General features: G+C 50.4%; 16 protein-coding genes. 7 read left to right on the top strand and 9 right to left on the bottom strand.

Annotation, left to right across the window (positions count from 1 at the left end; translation table 11 throughout):
• Positions 1 to 21 precede the first annotated feature (21 nt).
• Positions 22 to 798, top strand: coding sequence for a glucosamine-6-phosphate deaminase (locus KJS65_RS17440; RefSeq protein ID WP_244864610.1), 777 nt, complete (start codon positions 22 to 24; stop codon positions 796 to 798).
• Between the two features lie 151 nt (positions 799 to 949).
• On the top strand, positions 950 to 2167 hold the full coding sequence (locus KJS65_RS17435) for an N-acetylglucosamine-6-phosphate deacetylase (RefSeq protein WP_213651150.1): 1218 nt from the start codon (positions 950 to 952) through the stop codon (positions 2165 to 2167).
• 143 nt (positions 2168 to 2310) lie between these two features.
• Here the strand turns inward: KJS65_RS17435 and KJS65_RS17430 are convergent, their stop codons facing one another.
• Complete coding sequence (locus KJS65_RS17430; RefSeq protein WP_213651149.1) at positions 2311 to 4578, bottom strand: helix-turn-helix domain-containing protein; 2268 nt, start codon at positions 4576 to 4578, stop codon at positions 2311 to 2313.
• Between the two features lie 259 nt (positions 4579 to 4837).
• Here KJS65_RS17430 and KJS65_RS17425 point away from each other — a divergent pair, with 259 nt between their 5' ends.
• The 3 genes from KJS65_RS17425 (at position 4838) to KJS65_RS17415 (ending at position 8353) form a co-directional block, all read left to right on the top strand.
• Positions 4838 to 5815 carry an ABC transporter permease gene (locus KJS65_RS17425; protein ID WP_213651148.1) on the top strand — a complete coding sequence of 326 codons (978 nt, stop codon included), beginning with the start codon at positions 4838 to 4840 and terminating at the stop codon, positions 5813 to 5815.
• The gene (locus KJS65_RS17420) at positions 5809 to 6693 is read left to right on the top strand and encodes a carbohydrate ABC transporter permease (RefSeq protein ID WP_213651147.1); all 885 of its coding nucleotides are present in this window, start codon (positions 5809 to 5811) and stop codon (positions 6691 to 6693) included. Before KJS65_RS17425 ends, KJS65_RS17420 begins: the two co-directional genes overlap by 7 nt.
• Positions 6694 to 6787: 94 nt before the next feature.
• Positions 6788 to 8353, top strand: a complete 1566-nt coding sequence (locus KJS65_RS17415; protein ID WP_213651146.1) for an extracellular solute-binding protein — start codon at positions 6788 to 6790, stop codon at positions 8351 to 8353.
• Positions 8354 to 8490: 137 nt separating this feature from the next.
• On the opposite strand, the gene KJS65_RS17410 is transcribed toward KJS65_RS17415, so the two are convergent.
• The gene (locus tag KJS65_RS17410; protein WP_213651145.1) at positions 8491 to 9078 is read right to left on the bottom strand and encodes a TetR/AcrR family transcriptional regulator; all 588 of its coding nucleotides are present in this window, start codon (positions 9076 to 9078) and stop codon (positions 8491 to 8493) included.
• Between the two features lie 165 nt (positions 9079 to 9243).
• Here KJS65_RS17410 and KJS65_RS17405 point away from each other — a divergent pair, with 165 nt between their 5' ends.
• A complete protein-coding gene (locus tag KJS65_RS17405) occupies positions 9244 to 10728 on the top strand; it encodes an MFS transporter (RefSeq protein WP_213651144.1) in 1485 nt (494 codons plus the stop codon).
• Between the two features lie 58 nt (positions 10729 to 10786).
• Here KJS65_RS17405 and KJS65_RS17400 read toward each other — a convergent pair whose 3' ends face one another.
• On the bottom strand, positions 10787 to 12040 hold the full coding sequence (locus KJS65_RS17400) for a peptidase (RefSeq protein ID WP_213651143.1): 1254 nt from the start codon (positions 12038 to 12040) through the stop codon (positions 10787 to 10789).
• A 292-nt stretch (positions 12041 to 12332) separates the two neighbouring features.
• Here KJS65_RS17400 and KJS65_RS17395 point away from each other — a divergent pair, with 292 nt between their 5' ends.
• Positions 12333 to 12788, top strand: a complete 456-nt coding sequence (locus tag KJS65_RS17395) for a GlcG/HbpS family heme-binding protein (RefSeq protein WP_280531333.1) — start codon at positions 12333 to 12335, stop codon at positions 12786 to 12788.
• Between the two features lie 82 nt (positions 12789 to 12870).
• Here the strand turns inward: KJS65_RS17395 and KJS65_RS17390 are convergent, their stop codons facing one another.
• The 6 genes from KJS65_RS17390 to KJS65_RS17365 form a co-directional block, all read right to left on the bottom strand.
• Positions 12871 to 14100 carry an aminopeptidase gene (locus KJS65_RS17390; protein ID WP_213651142.1) on the bottom strand — a complete coding sequence of 410 codons (1230 nt, stop codon included), beginning with the start codon at positions 14098 to 14100 and terminating at the stop codon, positions 12871 to 12873.
• 191 nt (positions 14101 to 14291) lie between these two features.
• A complete protein-coding gene (locus tag KJS65_RS17385; RefSeq protein WP_213651141.1) occupies positions 14292 to 14942 on the bottom strand; it encodes an amino acid ABC transporter permease in 651 nt (216 codons plus the stop codon).
• Between the two features lie 32 nt (positions 14943 to 14974).
• Positions 14975 to 15640, bottom strand: coding sequence for an amino acid ABC transporter permease (locus KJS65_RS17380; RefSeq protein ID WP_213651140.1), 666 nt, complete (start codon positions 15638 to 15640; stop codon positions 14975 to 14977).
• An 87-nt stretch (positions 15641 to 15727) separates the two neighbouring features.
• Positions 15728 to 16525 carry an ABC transporter substrate-binding protein gene (locus KJS65_RS17375; protein ID WP_213651139.1) on the bottom strand — a complete coding sequence of 266 codons (798 nt, stop codon included), beginning with the start codon at positions 16523 to 16525 and terminating at the stop codon, positions 15728 to 15730.
• 36 nt (positions 16526 to 16561) lie between these two features.
• Positions 16562 to 17290, bottom strand: coding sequence for an amino acid ABC transporter ATP-binding protein (locus KJS65_RS17370; protein ID WP_213651138.1), 729 nt, complete (start codon positions 17288 to 17290; stop codon positions 16562 to 16564).
• Positions 17291 to 17484: 194 nt separating this feature from the next.
• A complete protein-coding gene (locus KJS65_RS17365; protein ID WP_213651137.1) occupies positions 17485 to 18171 on the bottom strand; it encodes a YcnI family copper-binding membrane protein in 687 nt (228 codons plus the stop codon).
• Between the last annotated feature and the right edge of the window lie 35 nt (positions 18172 to 18206).

Here is an 18206-nt window from a genome sequence, read left to right as displayed (position 1 = left end):
CTTCAGAAGGAGGAATCATATATGATGAGAGCCCCTTCAGCCGAAAGGGCATGGACCATTGACCGTATGCAGATCCGGCAGTACTCAAGCCGTGACGAGATGGGAAGGGCTGCCGCTGATGATGTGGCCGAGGCGATGAGAGAAAAACTGAAGTCGCAAGGAACCCTCCGCATGATATTTGCCGCAGCACCTTCCCAAAACGAGTTTCTTCACTATCTTGTGCAAGCGGAAGGAATCGACTGGAAGCGGGTCACAGCGTTTCATATGGATGAATATATCGGACTTAGCCCGGGGGCACCGCAGCTTTTCAGTCACTTCCTGACCACGAAGTTATTTAGCCGTGTTAACCCGGGGGAAGTCCATTTGATGAATGGCTCAGCCGATCCGATGCAGGAATGTAAGCGATATGCCGGATTGCTTCAGGAAGCTCCGCTGGATATTGTCTGCCTGGGCATAGGCGAGAATGGGCATATTGCCTTTAATGATCCGCCGGTCGCTGATTTCAACGATCCTTCTACTGTTAAAAGAGTTCAGCTGGATGACCTGTGCAGAGAACAGCAGGTTCATGACGGATGCTTTGCCCTTCTGGAAAATGTGCCGGAGTATGCGCTGACCATGACGATTCCGGCACTGGTATCGGCTGAGAAGCTGTTCTGCATTGTGCCGGGAGTATCCAAACGAAACGCGGTGCAAGGCGCATTGAAGGGGCCGGTATCCCCTTCATGTCCTGCTTCGGTCTTAAGAACGCATAGGGACTGTCTGCTGTATCTCGACCGGGATTCTTGTCCGGGAGATTGAGAGCTTGCCGGATAAGCTGAAATATGGGCAGAACCACGGATGCATTTTGTCATACGAACTGGAGAAATGCCGGTGTGGACTAGCATCGGTGTATCATAAATGTTCATGCTAAGCTGCTTGAAAAAGTAACTCTATGAAAGGCGATGGATACATGGATCTGCGGAGTACTCCTCTTTCCGTTTCATATCTGACAGGAAGACATTACCGGACGGGAGAACCGATCATGCTTGGCCTGGCTGGAGGGATCATTACCGATTGCAGGGTGATCCCTGCAGATGGCTTGGATGGGGAAAGCGAAGAGTCGCTTCCATGGATCGCGCCAGGCCTGGTCGATCTGCAAATCAACGGCTACGGTGGCATTGATATGAATGCTCCGGATCTATCGGAAGAGGATGTTATCACGTTCATTGAGCGAATGTGGGCAGAAGGAGTCACATCGTTTTATCCTACGATAATTACGGGAGCGGATGAATCGATACATCAAGGACTGGAGGTTATTCACCGGGCATGTTCACGTCTTGAAAGGGAAGGGGGCGGAGCAGGTGGGCTGCACAGCATTGCAGGCATCCATTTGGAAGGTCCGTTCATTTCGCCAGAAGATGGCCCGCGCGGTGCTCATAATCGGACATTCGTAAGAGCCCCTGAGCCTCATTGTCTGGAAAACTGGCAGCAGGCTGGAGGCGGACGCATCCGGATCGTAACGCTGTCCCCGGAGTGGCCGGGGAGCGAGGGCTTCATTCACCGCTGCATGGAGAGCGGCATCGTCGTGGCTATCGGACATACGGCCGCAACCGGCGATCAGATCGAACAGGCAGCAGCAGCCGGAGCGCGCTTGTCCACGCATTTGGGCAATGGCGCCCATCCTGTGCTGCCGCGTCATCCCAACTACATCTGGGATCAGCTGGCAGAGGACCGGTTATGGGCAAGCGTCATTGCCGATGGTTTTCACCTTCCCGATGCTTTCCTCAAGATTGCCCATAGGGTCAAGGGTGACAGGCTGATCCTGGTGAGCGATGCCGTAAGCCTTGGCGGCATGCCGCCGGGAATCTATGATACACCCGTCGGTGGCAATGTCACGCTCACGCCGCAGGGCCGGCTGCATCTCACCGAACAGCCGGCTCTGCTGGCCGGGTCGGCTTTACCGCTCACGGCCGGGATCGGGCATATGCTGTCCGCCGGGATTTGCAGCCTTGGGGAAGCGTGGGACATGGCGTCCATCGCTCCTTCTCGGCTGATGAACCTGGAGACTGAGGCCGGGCTTGTGCCGGGTGCTCCGGCGGATATTGCCGTCTTCACGCTTCAGACAGGAAAGATAAGAATTCAGGAGACGTATAAACGCGGAAAGCTGCAGTTCAGCCATCCGGCCTGAGGCGAAGTAATCCGTATTCTCCGAAAAATAAACGGGACGTTCCCTTAAGTGAGTACAGCTTAAGGGAACGTCCCGTTCTGCATTGCAGAGAAAGTATGAAGCAAGACATTGCAGGTAATTGGCCGGGTTTCATGAAGATGGCTTCAAGAAGCATACTTTTTCCGGAATTCGCCCGGCGTCATGCCTGCATGCCGCTTAAACATGCGGATGAAGGAATTGACGTTTTGGTAGCCGACACGGACCGCGACATCCTGAATGCGCAGGTCCAGGTTTTGCAGCATGTCTTTAGCGGTGCGGATGCGGATGTCATTGAGATAATCGCTGAAGTTCTGCCCGGTTTTTTCCTTGAAATAGGTGGACAGGTAGCCGGATGTAATATTCAATTTGTCGGCCATCATATCCAGGTTGATATCTTCCTCCAGATGATCGTTGATATAGGTCATGACAAAAGAGGTCATTGGATCATGGTTCTCCGTCTTGCGCCGGATCAGCTGAAGGGCAGGGTCCAGCAGGCTGCGGAACCAGGTCTTATACTGGTCACCGCTGTAGAAATGCCTGGTGATGTCCAGCGGCGGCACCGATATGGCGTTGTAAGCAGCAGACAGATTGAGATTGCGAAGCAGCTTATCGAGCTCATCGGCCACGTCCTTGGCGAATTGGTGGTATTCGCGGGCAGCAGCCTGTTTTTTCTCAAGCAGGGTCATATTCTTTTCAATCCACTCCTGCAAGCTTTCCTCGCTTCCGCTAAGCAGCCGGTTCTGGAATTCCTCCTCCCATAGTGCTCTGTAGAAGCGGGTCTCCCTTCCGGGATCACCTTCTTCCGGATGGATCCACTGCGTTTGATCGAGAAGCCTGCGATGGTTCAGCATCGCGCTAACCTGGGCGTAGGTCTCTGTAAAAGGCACTCCGGCGGATTGTACCGGACTGTCTGCCATCGTCACCAGATATAAGCCGCGATCCAGGTTAAGTACCTCCTGCAGATGCCGCAGCCGTGAAGCTGTCTCCGCCGATTCGCCCGGGAGGAACACGATGGACAGCACCTGCCACGGCTCGGTTTGGATCGTTACCGACTCAGGATAAACCTGCTGCCATATATGATCGATGTATTCCCGTACATAATAAGCGCCTTTCTCCTGCTCCAGATGATATTTCGCGTAGCCTTCCTTGAATATGATTTGATAAACGATCATGACATAAGGCATGCTGGCATCCGCAAGCTCCTTCAGCTCACTGAGGTTCATATGGATATTTTTCAGCCGGTTCGTATAAGCGTAGTTGCGAAGCATCGAATTTTTACGGGCCAAATCGCTGGAGATACGCTGATGGGTGGAGCGCATATGCTGAACTCTGCGGCTGATCAGCTCAAATTCACGTATGGGTCCCTGCGCAGGCTCGGGTTCGTCTGTCCGGAGGGTGTCGACCATGATCCGGATTGGACGATGCACCCGACGGCTGAACAAGTAAGTAAGAACGACCAGCAGGCCAACGACGGCCAGGAGCGAAAGAAGTATGAGGTTCAAATTCAGGAGCTGGGCGGAAATGCTTTGAACGGGAACCCTGCTGATATATATGAAGCCCGTGTCCTTGCCTTTTTTATAGAAAAAATAGGAATCGCCGGTCTGAACGAATGAATGATGGCCATCCAGTGAATCAAAAGCAGGCAGAACACCGGCGTCCGGACCGGACATTGGCGTATAGAGCGCGCGCCCTTCCGGGTCAAGAATGTAAAAGCTTCCGCTCATTGTGGATTGCAGATTCCGGGCCAGACGCTCCGCATCAAGCATGGCAACCAGGTACATATCCTTGTAGGGCATCATCTTAATAATGACAGGCATCAGCATCCCCTTCGAACGGGCGGAGCCCGGCGTTTTCTCGGCAAATGCTGCCGCAGGGAAGACCTGAAAGGCGTAGGCCTCCTTAAACTGCTCATTCCAGAATGTCAGAGGATAGGACGGGCTGTTGTAATAGGTACTGAACATCGATTTAGCGCTGCTTGTCCCGTCCTTCTCGATAACGTAATCATCCTGTTGAAAATAAATCATGAGATTATCCATGCCCAGAAATGGATTCGTGTATAGGCGTTTCATCTCTGCAATCGCGTAATTGACATAACCGTATGCCTTGTTGTCTTTGACATGCCGCAGCTGGTTGACATACGTCGTCCACAGCGGGTCTTGATTCAGTCCAAGCACCATCTCCCGGGTCAGTCGGAACTGGGTCTCATAGCCTTCTACCGCATGGTTCATGCCCAGTTCATTATATTTGACGATTTCGTTGTGGATTTGCCGCTTCAAATAGAAGAAGGAAACGAGGTTAAAGGCGGTGAGCAGCAGGATGACGGCGAGAAAACCGGACAGCAGTTTGGTGAAAAGCGTTGGAAAGCCAAGCTTTCTCTTCAGAACAAACGACATTCGGATGAACACCTCCAAGCAAATTGTGGTCGGTTTATAGTCGATGGCAAAGCGGCGGCTTAAAAGTGACTATATCATAAGGTTTATTTTCGCGTTCACACAATATTCACCTTTTCGGAATTCTCTACAACCTTTCCACTCACCCGAAAAAAAGGGGATGACGCCGCAAACATGCGGATTTATTTTCTCTGGTTTGATCCGGTATGCTTTCGGTACAGGAAAGGAAATGCATTTTACGAAAGGGAGGTGCGGATGTGAAATGAAACCGGTGGAGACGAATCTGGCAGGCACCGGGGGGGTACTGAAGGCGCGTCCCCGTGCTCGTCCGGGAAGAAACCGGTTGGCACAAGCCTTCCGGCGAAGCAAGTACCTGTGGCTGCTCTTTCTACCCTGCCTGCTGTATTATTTGGTGTTCAAATACGCCCCGATGTTCGGTCTGGTCATCACGTTCAAGAACTATAATGTGTTCAAAGGGATTTGGGCAAGCGATTGGGTTGGCTTGAAGTACTACCGCATGTTTTTCGGCAACCCGGATTTCTGGATATTGATGCGGAACACGTTTTTGCTCGGTGTTTACAAGCTGGTATTCGGTTTTCCGGCACCGATTATTTTGGCACTCCTGATGAATGAGCTGCGGAACGCCGTATTCAAAAAATGGGTGCAGACCTTCAGTTATCTGCCGCATTTTATTTCAAACGTTATCGTTGCCAGTATGGTCATCATGTTTCTCTCGCCGACAAGCGGCATCATTAACCAGCTGATTACCTCGCTTGGCGGAAAGCCCATTAATTTCATGATGGAACCGGGGCTGTTCAGGCCGATCTACGTGATTTCGGAAATATGGCAGCATATCGGCTGGGAGACGATCATTTTTCTTGCGGCATTGACCGCGGTCGACACGCAGCTATACGAAGCGGCCGGAATCGATGGAGCGGGAAGATGGAGAAAGCTGTGGCATGTGACCTTGCCCGGGATCGCGCCGACCATCATGATCATTCTTATTCTTGATATCGGAAAGGTTCTGGAGATCGGATTTGAAAAAGTATTCCTGATGTATAACCCGGCTGTATACAGTACGGCCGATATTATCAGCACCTATGTGTACCGGGTCGGCATGGAGCAGGGCAACTTCAGTTACGCTTCAGCCATTGATCTGTTTATGGGCGTGATCAGCTTCATCTTTATCTTCTCAGCCAATTCTCTCAGCCGGCGGATAGGAGGAACGAGCCTATGGTGACCACTGGACGCGGCCGGAGCCGCATTAGCTTGTTTACGATCTTCAACATGCTGGTCATGCTGCTGCTCTCCGCCGCCATGCTCTATCCATTTGTATATATGCTCGCGATATCGCTTAGCGGGGATGTGTACGTTATGAAGGGGGAGGTGACCCTATGGCCCAAGGGCTGGAACCTGCGGATGTATGAGCTGGTGCTGGGTGACCCCAAAATCTGGACGTCATACCGGAACACGATCATCTATACGCTGCTTGGTACAGCCATCGCCATGCTGGTCACATCCATGGGAGCGTACGCATTGTCCCGCAAAGATATGATGTTTCATAAAGGCTTTACCCTGCTCATCGTATTCACGATGTTTTTTGGGGGAGGCATGATCCCTACGTTCCTGGTCGTTCGTTCGCTTGGACTGGTGGATACGATTTGGGGAATGGTTCTGCCGGGCGCCGTCAGCACCTGGAATTTGATACTGATGCGCACCTTTTTCAGCGGTATCCCGAAAGAGCTGGAGGAATCGGGACGTATGGATGGACTGAATGATATCGGAATCTTCTTCCGGATCATCGTGCCGCTGTCAAAGCCTGTGTTTGCGACAATCTCGCTGTTTTACGCGGTCGGTATCTGGAACAATTTTTTGTATCCGCTCTTATATTTGCGGAGCCAGGAACTGTTTCCGCTGCAGGTACTCCTGCGCAATCTCGTGCTTGCCGGCAGCGTCAGCTCCGGGCAGGTGACACAGATCGGCGGCGACAATCTGGTCGTTGAGGATTCGCTGAAGTACGCCACGATCATGGTGTCCACACTTCCGATATTGATTCTGTATCCTTTCGTCCAGAAATATTTCGTCAAGGGCTCGATGATTGGCGCTGTGAAGGGATAGCATTCGGAAGATGATCCGTAACTGCAGCGGTCACCACGCAAAGTTTTCCGAGTTAATCCGAAAAAGAACATTAAAATCAAAGGGGGATATACTCATGGGAAAGGGAAAGAAACGTTCGTACGTAAGTCTGATCGCCGCGTTGTTGGTCGTGTTTGCGGTAGCGGGCTGCTCTTCAGGGGCGGAGAAGTCTTCCGGGACTGAGCCGAAAAGTCAGGCGGATCCCGCCGCCAAGCCAAAAAGCGAGGTCACATTAACGGCCTTGCTGGATAACAACGCAACGTTTCCGTACAGCAAGGATTGGCCGATCTGGAGCTGGATCAAGGAAAAGACGGGAGTGGCTATGAATGTGGAGACGCCATCGGGCAAGCTGAGCGATACGCTCAATCTGGTGATGGCTTCGGGCAATTTACCGGATCTGATGTATATGTCCAGCCGCCGCGATTCCAACAAATATGGTGATCAGGGAGCCCTGGAAAACCTTCTGGATCATGTGGACCAGATGCCGAACCTGAAAGCATGGATGGAGCAGTACCCGGAGGAAGCCAAGGCGGCACTTTCCGCTGACGGTAAAATGTATATGTTTCCGAACCAGGGCTTTGGGGAAACCAACCGGATGATCTGGCTGTACCGTGAGGATATTTTCAAAAAGAACGGGCTTACCGAACCCAAGACATATGAAGAGCTTCATCAGGTGCTGAAAAAGCTGAAGGCGCTTTACCCTGACAGCTACCCGCTCTCCATGCGTTTCGGTCAAATTCCCGATGAGATGATGGCGAATCTGACAACCAACTTCGGTAGCGGCAGTGATGTCTACTATAATTTTGACGAAAAGAAATGGAAGTTCGGACCCACGGAGGAGAATTACAAGGCCATGGTCAGCATGTGGCATACCTTCTATCAGGAAGGACTCATCCCGCCGGATTTCCTCTCCATCCAAACGAAACAGTGGCAGGATGTGATGTCTACCGGGCAATCGTTTATTACCATCGACTATATCAGCCGCGTCGACTTTTTCAACAATGCCATGCAAAAGGATAATCCGGAATACAGCCTGCAGTTTATGGCGCCTCCGGCAGGACTGTCCGGCATGAAGCCGATGAACCCGTATTTTCACTATTTAGAGGGTGGATTGACGGTTGCCTCAACCTCCAAGCATATCGATGACATTATGAAATACATGGACTTTTTCTATAGTGAAGAAGGCCGGACCTTGAGCAGCTGGGGCAAGGAGGGCGAGACGTTTACCGAAGAGAATGGGCAAAAGAAGTTCAAGCCTGAGTTTACGGATGTAACAGAAATGCGGAAACAGACCGGTCTGCAGACGAGCGGGACTTATACATGGATCGACTACAACGCCCATCTGTCCCTCTTTTCGCCAGATCTGAAGAAGGCTTATGAGGAGGCTGCCAAATATGATCCTCCTGCCATGCAGCCGAAGCCTGCCTTTACGGACCAGGAGAATGAAGTGCTCTCGGTAACCGGGCAAGCGGTGAAAAAGTACCGGGAAGAGAACTTCTCCAAATTTGTCCTGGGTACAAGAAACCTGAGCGAATGGGATAAATATGTGGAGGAAATTAACGGGCTTGGCGTGCAAAAGCTGATTGATACGTATGATGCGGCACTGAAAAGAGTGGAGCAGGCGAAACTCGAAAATAAATAACGATGATCATTATTCTTAGTGAAACCAGGTACCATTCATGGGCCTGGTTTTTTTATGAAGCTGGATGTTTTTGCATTTCCTGAATTAATGCAGGGGCGACAATAAGGCCGCTCCTACATTTCTGCTTCAAATGAGTTTTAGCTGGGAGAGTGTGAAGGCGGACATTGGTCTTCGATCAAACGTTTTGCAGCTCTTAAAAAGTAGTCAGAATGGAATGTATCAGCATCAACATAGGCACTCATCATGGCTCCATCGCTGAGGATTCGTAGCTGGAACGTAAGCTCGGCCGGGTCTGTGGCGCCGGCTTGCCGGGCAATATCCTCTACTTTTCCCCAGACCAAGTAACGGCTTTCGACCGCAGACTGATGTCCAGGATGGCCTGGGTCAGGAAATTCAACGACAGCATTCATGAATGGACATCCACGGAAATCGGACTTGTTCATCCGTTCGACCAAATCGTCAAGCAGGGCATAAAGCTGTTCTTTTGGCGAATCAGGAAAACGACATTTTATCTCTTCGATGTTTCCTTCTCTTCTACCGGATCGCAGTTCCAGGTATTCAACAACGAGTTGATCCTTGGTGGAAAAGTTGCGATAGAAGCTCGCTTTGGCTACACCGGACTCCTCGATAATACGATCAATACCTACAGCACGCACGCCTTCCCGATAAAATAAATCGGAGGCAACCCGCAAGATTCTCTCTTTCGCAGATTCTTTCTTTGTCATTATGATCACCCGGTTTCTAAAAAAAGGTAAATTTTCAATTGACATGATACAGATCTGTCTGTATCATACGATAACAAATGAGACAGATCTGTCTCGTTTATTCTAAAGGAATATTCCGGTTGCTGTCAATTCATCCGGGATGTTTAAAGGAGGAACATATCGCCTATGCCCCAATCGGCAAATTCACTCACATTGGAGCTTACGCATACGGTGGTTCAATCCCGCCAGCGTCCGCGTCTGATGCTAGCGGTTATGCTGCTGTCTGTCTTTATGGCTGTAGCTAACATTTTTATTGTGAACGTCGCAACGCCTTCAATTCAGCATGGACTCCATGCCGATTTCTATGGTGTGCAGTTTGTCATCTCTGCTTATACGCTAGCCTATGCGGTTGCTCTCATTCTCGGAGGGCGGCTTGGTGACCGGTATGGACGTAAGAAAATGCTGCTCATTGGCGTAGCCGGCTTTACGCTCACTTCATTGCTATGCGGTATATCGAATGGGATTGGAATGCTGACGATGGTCAGGGTCATCCAAGGATTCAGTGCAGCGCTGATTTCTCCGCAGGTATTATCACTCATTCAGGCTCAATATCCACCGGAAAAGCGCGGGGGCATATTCGGACTCTATGGCGCTGCACAAGGATTGGCAGCTACAACCGGACAGCTCATTGGTGGACTCCTCCTGATGTGGAATTCGTGGGGACTGGAGTGGAGAATGGTCTTTTTCTTCAGTATACCGATTGGTGTGTCGATCTTGGCGATGGTCCCATTCATTCCGGAATCAAAGGATATGGCCCGGACCAGAATGGATTGGTATGGAGCGATAATTGTGGCAGCTGGCTTATTCCTCCTCGTCTACCCGCTCGTACAGGGTCAGAAGGAAGGCTGGCCGATCGAGCTCGTCATGAGTCTAATCCTTTCCGCTCCGATGCTTGCCTTGTTTGTATGGTCTCAGAAGAAGATGCTGCATGTAAGCCGCGACCCGTTTATGAACGTGAATTTGTTTGGTCAGCGTGGATTTGGGCTGGGGATGATTGTGGTCTTTCTGCTCATGTCATCGCAAGCAGCGTTTTTCCTGATCGCTGCCTATTTGCTGCAAATCGGGCTTGGGTTTACAGCTCTAAAATCTGGAGCCATCATATTGCCGATGGGACTCGGATATTTCCTCGCTTCGCTGATGTCGGCCAGGGTGACGGGCAAGCTTGGTCCGCATGTGCTGACGCTAGGTTCCGTTCTGACTGCCATCGGATATTTGTTCCTTGCCCTCACCGTAAAGGCAACGGGGATTTCTCCAAATGTATACCTATGGATCCCGGCACTTGCCATACTTGGAATCGGCCAAGGCTTCATCGCTGCTCCGCTCACGAATATTGTACTCTCCAAAGTACCGAAGCAGGATATTGGTTCAGCATCAGGCATTCTGACCACTGGAATGCAGGTCGCCTACGCCATCGGTATTGGACTCATTGGCATTCTGTGGATGAATTCACTGGATCATTATGCCCTTCAAACAGGCGTTCAGGAGGGAATTCAACAGGCGGATGCGAGAGGCTATACCCATTCATTCATTTTCTGCATATACATGCTGGCTGCCTACACTGTGTTTCTCATTCCGTTATCAATGACGTTGGCAAAAAGAAAGCGGACATGAAAAAACCCGGCTGATCCTTATGAGATCGGCCGGGTTTTACGTTTACCATATGGTGTTCTTATCGAGGCGTTACGGCATTCTCAACGGAAGTGACAATAACTACTTCGGCATTCGTGATGCCAGGGAGCGAACGAGTCATGATTGGAGAATGGTAAGCAATGATTTTTGTGCCTGCACGTAGGGCTGCTTCGCCGCCAAGGTCATCAATGATCTGGGTATCCTTTGAAATATTCAGAATAACATCATTGGCCTTAGAATCGTCAGAGCCTACATTGACGTATACTTGATCTTTCGAAGTGCTGTCTGAAGGTGCGACAGTACCCTCAATCTTGACGGATTCCGCTTTCTTCACAACAATCTTGCTTGCATGGGTTTGAGCCGGATAGATCATAGTCATGATGTCGCTGTAAGAAGCATCCATATGAATGCCGGCTTTAAGTGCATCTTTGGTCAAGACTTTTCCGTCTTCATCGACGATTTGCGTCTTGTCATCCACGGAGAGGATGACATAATTTACGCCGCCTTTTTCATGCGGTTTGCCGATGACTGTGATCTTGCCTTCAGATGTGTTCGTAATGATTCCATCCGTACCTGCAGCCAGTTCATGGCCCACTTCTGCTTCACCCTCACCTGTTTCATTATTGGTGTTGACGCGAATGTAATTTGTAGTCGCTTGCGGCGGAAGACTCATGGCTACGGCAGGGCCATAAAACGCTTTAATACTCATGCCTTCCTTGATAGCTCCGGCTTCAACAGCTTTGCCGTCCTGATCGAGAATCGTCGCTTTGTCCGCAAAGTGCAGAATAATGGTATCTTCGTTTGAATTATAGATATCCGTTCCTTTAACAAGGATGCTGCCATCTCTAACCTCGGAGACGGTACCTTCGATTGCTGTGAAGCTTTGATCCTGAACCACAAGCGTCAAGGCTGCTTCGCGGGGGGGAAGACTTTTCGTGATGTTCGGGCTGTAGAAGGCCTTTACGACTTTTTTCTCATCCATAATCGTTTTCAGAGCTACGGTTTTTCCTTTGGAATCGACAATTTTAGTATCTTTAGTAATGGACAGAATGATTTGGCTTTGATCGCTAGGGGCTAGTCCGCGGCCGGTAACGGTAATGAATTTACCTGTCTGATCGTTTACGAAATCAGTGATTTGTCCCATGGTTCCAGGAACCACTTTCACTTGGTTTTGAATGATTCCTTGTCCGTTATGAACCGTCTCGGGCGGAACATCCTGCGCGCTTGCCGCCACCGGCACGGCAGCCATGGCCAAAATAGATGCTGTAGCTAACACTTTGTACATTTTGTTCATCTGATATTCCTCCTGTATGTGTGTGCTTGTACGAACGGTTAGGGATGCTTCCGGCAGCACATGAATTGTTAAATTATGCTTGCCTTTCATGATCCTAGACGAGGGTGTTGCACAAAATGTTGCACAAAATCGCAAAGCTATTTTCAAGCTAACGTTTGGCGTAAGCCGCTTATTTTGGCGAAAATCATCACACGGTCCGAGGAGGATTTCTTGCTAAACGGCAGCATGAATTCACTAAAGTGTGCGAATGACCATATAGTACATAAACGCAAATGAGAGGTGGATTGTACGAGTGAAAATAACGCTGGATATCGCCAAGTTTCTGCTCGAAGCAGCTGAAAAGAAGGCGAAGGAGATGGGCCTTGCGGAAAATATCGCAATTGTTGATGATGGAGCCAATCTGGTCGCGTTTCACCGGATGGATCATGCCAAAATAGGGGGGATCGACATTTCGCAAAACAAGGCATGGACCAGTGTGGCGCTGCAAATGCCGACTTCGAACCTTGCTCAGGCCGCTCAACCAGGTAATCCTTCATTTGGGATCAATACGACCAACCATGGGAAAATCGTGATACTGGGCGGAGGAATTCCACTTAAAATTGGAGAGATGATCATAGGTGGTATAGGCGTAAGCGGAGGCACAAGCCAGCAGGATATAGAAGTAGCGAACGCCGCGGTACAGGCGCTTGAAGGATTGATTCAGCATCATGAGTCCAGAAATATAACATATCGGATAGGCTCGAATTAATCATAAAGAGATGATCAGAAACCGACAAAAAAACAATCCGCCTGCCTTAGGAAGGCAAGTAGATTGTTTTTTTGAGTATGATTTAGAAAGCCCAGTTTCCGTTCCGGAATACGGGTTCAATCTGACCGTCTTGCGTAATTCCGTCAATGTCCATTTCAGCGGAACCGATCATGAAATCGACATGAATAATGCTGTGGTTGAGCCCGGCTTGATCCAGCTCCTCACGGGACATCGAGAGGCCGCCTTCCAGGCAGGTTGGAAATGCTGATCCCAATGCCAAGTGATTGGAGGCATTCTCGTCATATAAGGTATTGAAAAAAATCAGGTTCGACTCTGAAATGGGAGAATGATGCGGTACGAGCGCAGCTTCTCCCAAATAACGTGCTGCTTCATCCATACCGAGCATCGCCTTCAGTGATTCATAGCCTTTTTCTGCCTCAAAATCGATGACTTTCCCATCCTCAAATGTGAGGCTGAAATTTTCAATCAGGTTGCCCTGGTAGCTGAGAGGCTTGCTGCTGCGTACCACTCCATGTGTACCCTCTCTGTGCGGGGAGGTGAATACTTCTTCTGTCGGCACATTCGGGTTGAACGGGTTTTTGGCTTCGTTGACCGCCGTGCCGCCGCTCCAGATGTGGTTCTCCGGAAGCTCAATCGTCAGATCCGTTCCCGGAGCGCGGTAGTGCAGCTTCTTATACTGCTTGCTGTTCAGGTAAGCTCTTTTGTCGTGAAGGGTGGCATTATGCTCCTGCCAGGCTTGAACGGGATTATCCTGGTCCACGCGGGATGCTTTGAATATCGCTTCCCACAAGGCTTGGACAGCCGCATCTGCATCCAGGTCAGGAAAGACCAGCTTGGCCCAGCCTGTGGAGGGTACTCCGATGATTGACCATGTCATCTTGTTCGCGGACATATATTCTCTCCATTTGGCCAGCGCGGTACCGGCAGCTTTGGAATTGGCGGCGACCCGCTTGGGGTCGACTCCTTTAAGCAGCTCCGGATTACTGGATTCGATGAACAGGAATGCACCGCCATTCTCCGCAAACTGCTGGACAGCCTGTGCTCTCCATAAAGGATATTCTTCAAAGGCTTCATCCGGTGCAAGATGGTATTTGATCTGCGTACTGATTTCATCCTGCCATTCGATATGTACCAGTTTGGCTCCTGCTTTATAGGCGTGCTCCGTGATCATTCGGACAAATTCCGGTGTATGGATGGGCGCGTTAATCCAAAGCGATTGACCTGGCTGAATGTTGACTGCGGTTTTTATGGCCAGCTCCGCGTATTTTTCCAATTGGTTTATAAAAGACATTCGGGTTCCTCCTTGGTACTACAGTTTAGGATATACAACTTCGTCTTTTTGTTTCAATTCCCTTCTTTTTGAAATTCAACGTTCAGCGCAAAAGAATATCTTCCATAAGTATGCCAATCAGATTAAACGAAGGCAGCCCGCTACCTGTAGAAGGTAAGCGGGCCGCAAAGAAGTTGTCTTCCTGAACCTCATCAAATCCTTCTGGCTTCCAGCCTTCGGGCAATGATCGATAATGCATAGTTGACCGTAAAATACAGCAGCGCTGCCAAAATCAGCGCCGGAATGACGTAATTTGGACTGTGACCCTGCAAAATCTGCACATTATGCATAATTTCCGGCAGCGAAATGACGATGGCAAGGGAAGTGTCCTTCAGTAGCGAGATGAACTGGCTCACCAGCGGCGGCATCATGCGGCGCAGCGCCTGTGGCAAAATGATATGTCGCATGGTCTGGATATAGCCGAGGCCTGAGGAGCGTGCGGCTTCAATCTGGCCCCGATCCACCGAGGCGAGGCCACTGCGGACAATTTCGGAAATCATCGCACCCTCGAACAGCGTCAGGCCTGCAATGGCCGCCCAGAGTGGGGGCATCCTAAGCCCTAATTGCGGAAGGACCATATAAATAAAGAAGATGATAAGCAGCAAGGGCAGATTGCGTAAGATGTCAATGATGATCGCAAGAAGCCGTGACAACACAGGAATGCGTGCGTAACGCAGGATACCGAGAATGTTCCCAAGTATAAAGCTGAACAGGATCGCGAGGGCGGCGACGAGAAGAGTCACGCCGAATCCCTGCAAAATAAAGGAGAGATTAGGCCAGGAATACGCTCCTGCAAAATCCATGCCTCAAGCCTCCTTTCATAAAAGTAAGCTCCTCAATGGTCCGCTGAGCTGAACCGCCGCTCCATATATTGCACCGCCAAGCTAAGCGGGAGGGTGAGGATGAGATAGAATAAGGCCACGAGGGTATAGACGGTAAGTGGCAGAAACGTGTCGGCATTGATTAAATCGGCATAATACATCAGATCAAGACCGGCCACGACGGCAAGAATAGATGAGTTTTTAACCAAGTTGATAAACTGGTTGCTGATGGAGGGCAATACGATTTTGATGGCCTGCGGCAGCACGATATGCAGCATGGTCTGGATATAGGTGAGTCCCGTAGCCCGCGCGGCCTCTGTCTGTCCGGATGGAACGGTCTGGATACCGGCACGGATGCTCTCGGCAATAAATGAAGCAGTATATACCATGAGTCCGAGCGTGCCTGATGTGAAACCGTCAAGCGGAACGCCGAGCGACGGAAGCCCCAGGAAAAAGAAAAAGACGACGAGCAGCAGCGGAATGTTACGGATAAATTCAACATAGGCCGTACCCATCCAGTTCAACGGTTTGACAGGTGATATGCGCATGACAGCAATGATCGTGCCAAGAATAAAGCTGCCGATGAGAGCGATGGCGCTGGACTCGATCGTATGAACGAACCCGAGCAAAAAGCGGTCCCAATGATCAAACAGGATATGAATATTGAACCGACCTGTCACGCATTTTCACTCCTTTCCCGGATATCGTGATCCGTAGGAAGGCAAGAAGGGAAGGCAGGATGCCCTCCCGCTCAGGCTTGACTCCGGTTACTCCGGCTTCACGCCCATCCATTGCTCGTAAAGCTTGTCGTACTCTCCGCTGGATTTCATTTCCTTCAGTAGATCATTGACCTGTGCCACGAAATCCGCATCGCCTTTTTTGACCGCGATGCCGTAGGGCTCATCGGTGAAGTTTCCGCCTACCAGAACGTAATTCGGATCCTGCTGCTGCATGCCAAGGAGGATGGCATTATCCGTCGTAAGAACTTCTCCTTGACCCGCCTTTAGCGCGGTAAATGCGTCCTGATAATTTTCGAATTCCAGCACGGTGGCATCCGGTGCCTTTTCACGGATGTTTTTCGCCGAAGTCGATCCTTTGACCGTCAGCACCTTGACGCCTTTTTTCAGATCCTGCAGGCCTTGAATCGCGCTTCCCTTTTTGACGAGAAGAGACTGCCCTGCTTTGAAGTATACGTCGCTGAAGTCTACCTGCTCTTTGCGCTCCTCTGTAATGGTCATTGTGGCGATAATCAGGTCGATATCCCCGTTTTGGAGCAGAGGAATCCTGGTTTTTGAGGTGACTTCCTTCAGTTCAACTTTCGTTTCATCACCAAAAATTTTCTTGGCGAGTGCCTTGGCGATATCGATGTCGAAGCCTTCGACCTTGCCTGAGGCGGGGTCCTTCAGTCCGAAAAGCTTTGTGTCGTACTTTACACCGGCTATGACTTTGCCGCGTGCTTTGATTGCATCTATTGTGCCGGATTCCTTCTTGCTGCCGCACCCAACGAATACCAAACAGACCGTCAGCAGCACCAGTAAAGCACTCAAACGTGATCTTCTTTTCATCTCTTTTCTACCCCTTTCAATATGTAAGTGCGCCGCCTAATGGCGGATCAGGCGGCTTAAGAACAATCGTGCACGCTCCTCGCGGGGCTGCTGAAAGAAAGTGGAGGCTGGAGCCTCTTCGACAATTTGTCCGTTGTCCATAAACACGATCCGGTCGGCAGCCTCCCTGGCGAAGCCCATTTCATGCGTGACGATCACCATGGTCATTCCTTCATGGGCCAAGGCCCGCATAACATCCAGCACCTCGCCGATCATTTCCGGATCAAGGGCGGAGGTAGGCTCATCAAACAGCATGACTTTCGGCTTCATGGCGAGTCCCCGGGCAATGGCAACCCGCTGCTGCTGGCCTCCGGAGAGCTGGGACGGGTAGCTTTGGGCTTTGTCAGCAATACCGACACGGGTGAGATATGCCAAAGCTCGCTCTTCCGCTTCATCCTTGGACAATCCCAGCACCTTGATGGGAGCGAGTGTGATATTGTCGATCACTTTTTTATGGGGATACAGGTTGAAATGCTGGAAGACAATGCCGATGTCGCGGCGAAACCGGTTGATGTCCACTTTCTTGTCATGAAGCCGCGTATCATTGACGGTGAGCTCGCCGGAGGTTATGGCTTCAAGACGGTTGATGCAGCGGAGGAGCGTGCTCTTTCCAGAGCCGGAGGGACCAATAATGACGACGACCTCACCTTCCTCGATCTGAAGATTGATGTTTTGAAGAACCTGAAAGCTGCCGTAAGCTTTACATACTCCGCGGAACTCGATCATTTTTTTGACCTCCCTTCGTAAGTCATTACGTCAGGCAGCTTGCACCTTGGACGATACGTACATCCTTACAATATATTGCCGATCTTATGGCATCATGCTTGATTTGTCATAAGATGCAATCCATTTTGTCCATTTAGAGCGGACATGAAAAAGCCCGCACCTTTATCTGGCGCGGGCTTGAATATGCTTTTGGATCAGCGTTTTCTCTTGGCTAAAGCAGCAATCAATGAAATGATAGACAGGACAAGTGCGGCAATAGAAACCACAAGTGTGGCCGTTTGTACGCCACTGGAGGACGAGCTATCCGCTGCTGCAGGAGCTGCATCGCCGTTGCTTGAATTGTCCGTTTTTTGGTCTTGATGATCCGCAGCAGCATCATGGCTGTGACCGGATGACTCGGCCTCTTGACCAGCAACCGTCGTGATCTTCGTGATGGAATGCGGAGATTCAGAGCCTTCATCGCCGGTCCATTCCACAATGCTTCCATCCTTGTAGTACTGGAACGCATTCCAGGCTACGTCTGTTTCCTTTTCAGGGTTGTGGGCCACGAAATTGAACTGCTGGAACTCCCCGGCATTTATGCCTTCAGCTGTCGCGTTCCAGGTAATGCTGCTGATTTTGCCTGCGCTGTCCTTTTCAGTGGTGATTTTCCAGTCCGGGATGGGCTGATACTGCATGAGCTCCACACCCTCAGGCACCTTTAATGTAACTTTGGTTGTCGCGATTTCTTTTTCAGACGGAATTTTGATGGTATAGGTCTCCCAGGCCCCAGGCTGGGATGAAGCAGGCTTCACGGTCACATGCGCGCTTGCGATGCCAGAGAACAGCAGCAGACCCGCCGCAGCGGTAGCGATAAACGGAAAACGTTTGGATATTTTCATTAGATTGGTTTCTCTCCTTTGGTGAATCCGGTAAG

The sequence above is a fragment of the Paenibacillus sp. J23TS9 genome (genome assembly GCF_018403225.1).
GTDB lineage: Bacteria > Bacillota > Bacilli > Paenibacillales > Paenibacillaceae > Paenibacillus_AQ.
The sequence above is the reverse complement of the archived record's forward strand: the minus strand, read 5'-3'. Positions and strand labels throughout refer to the sequence as shown.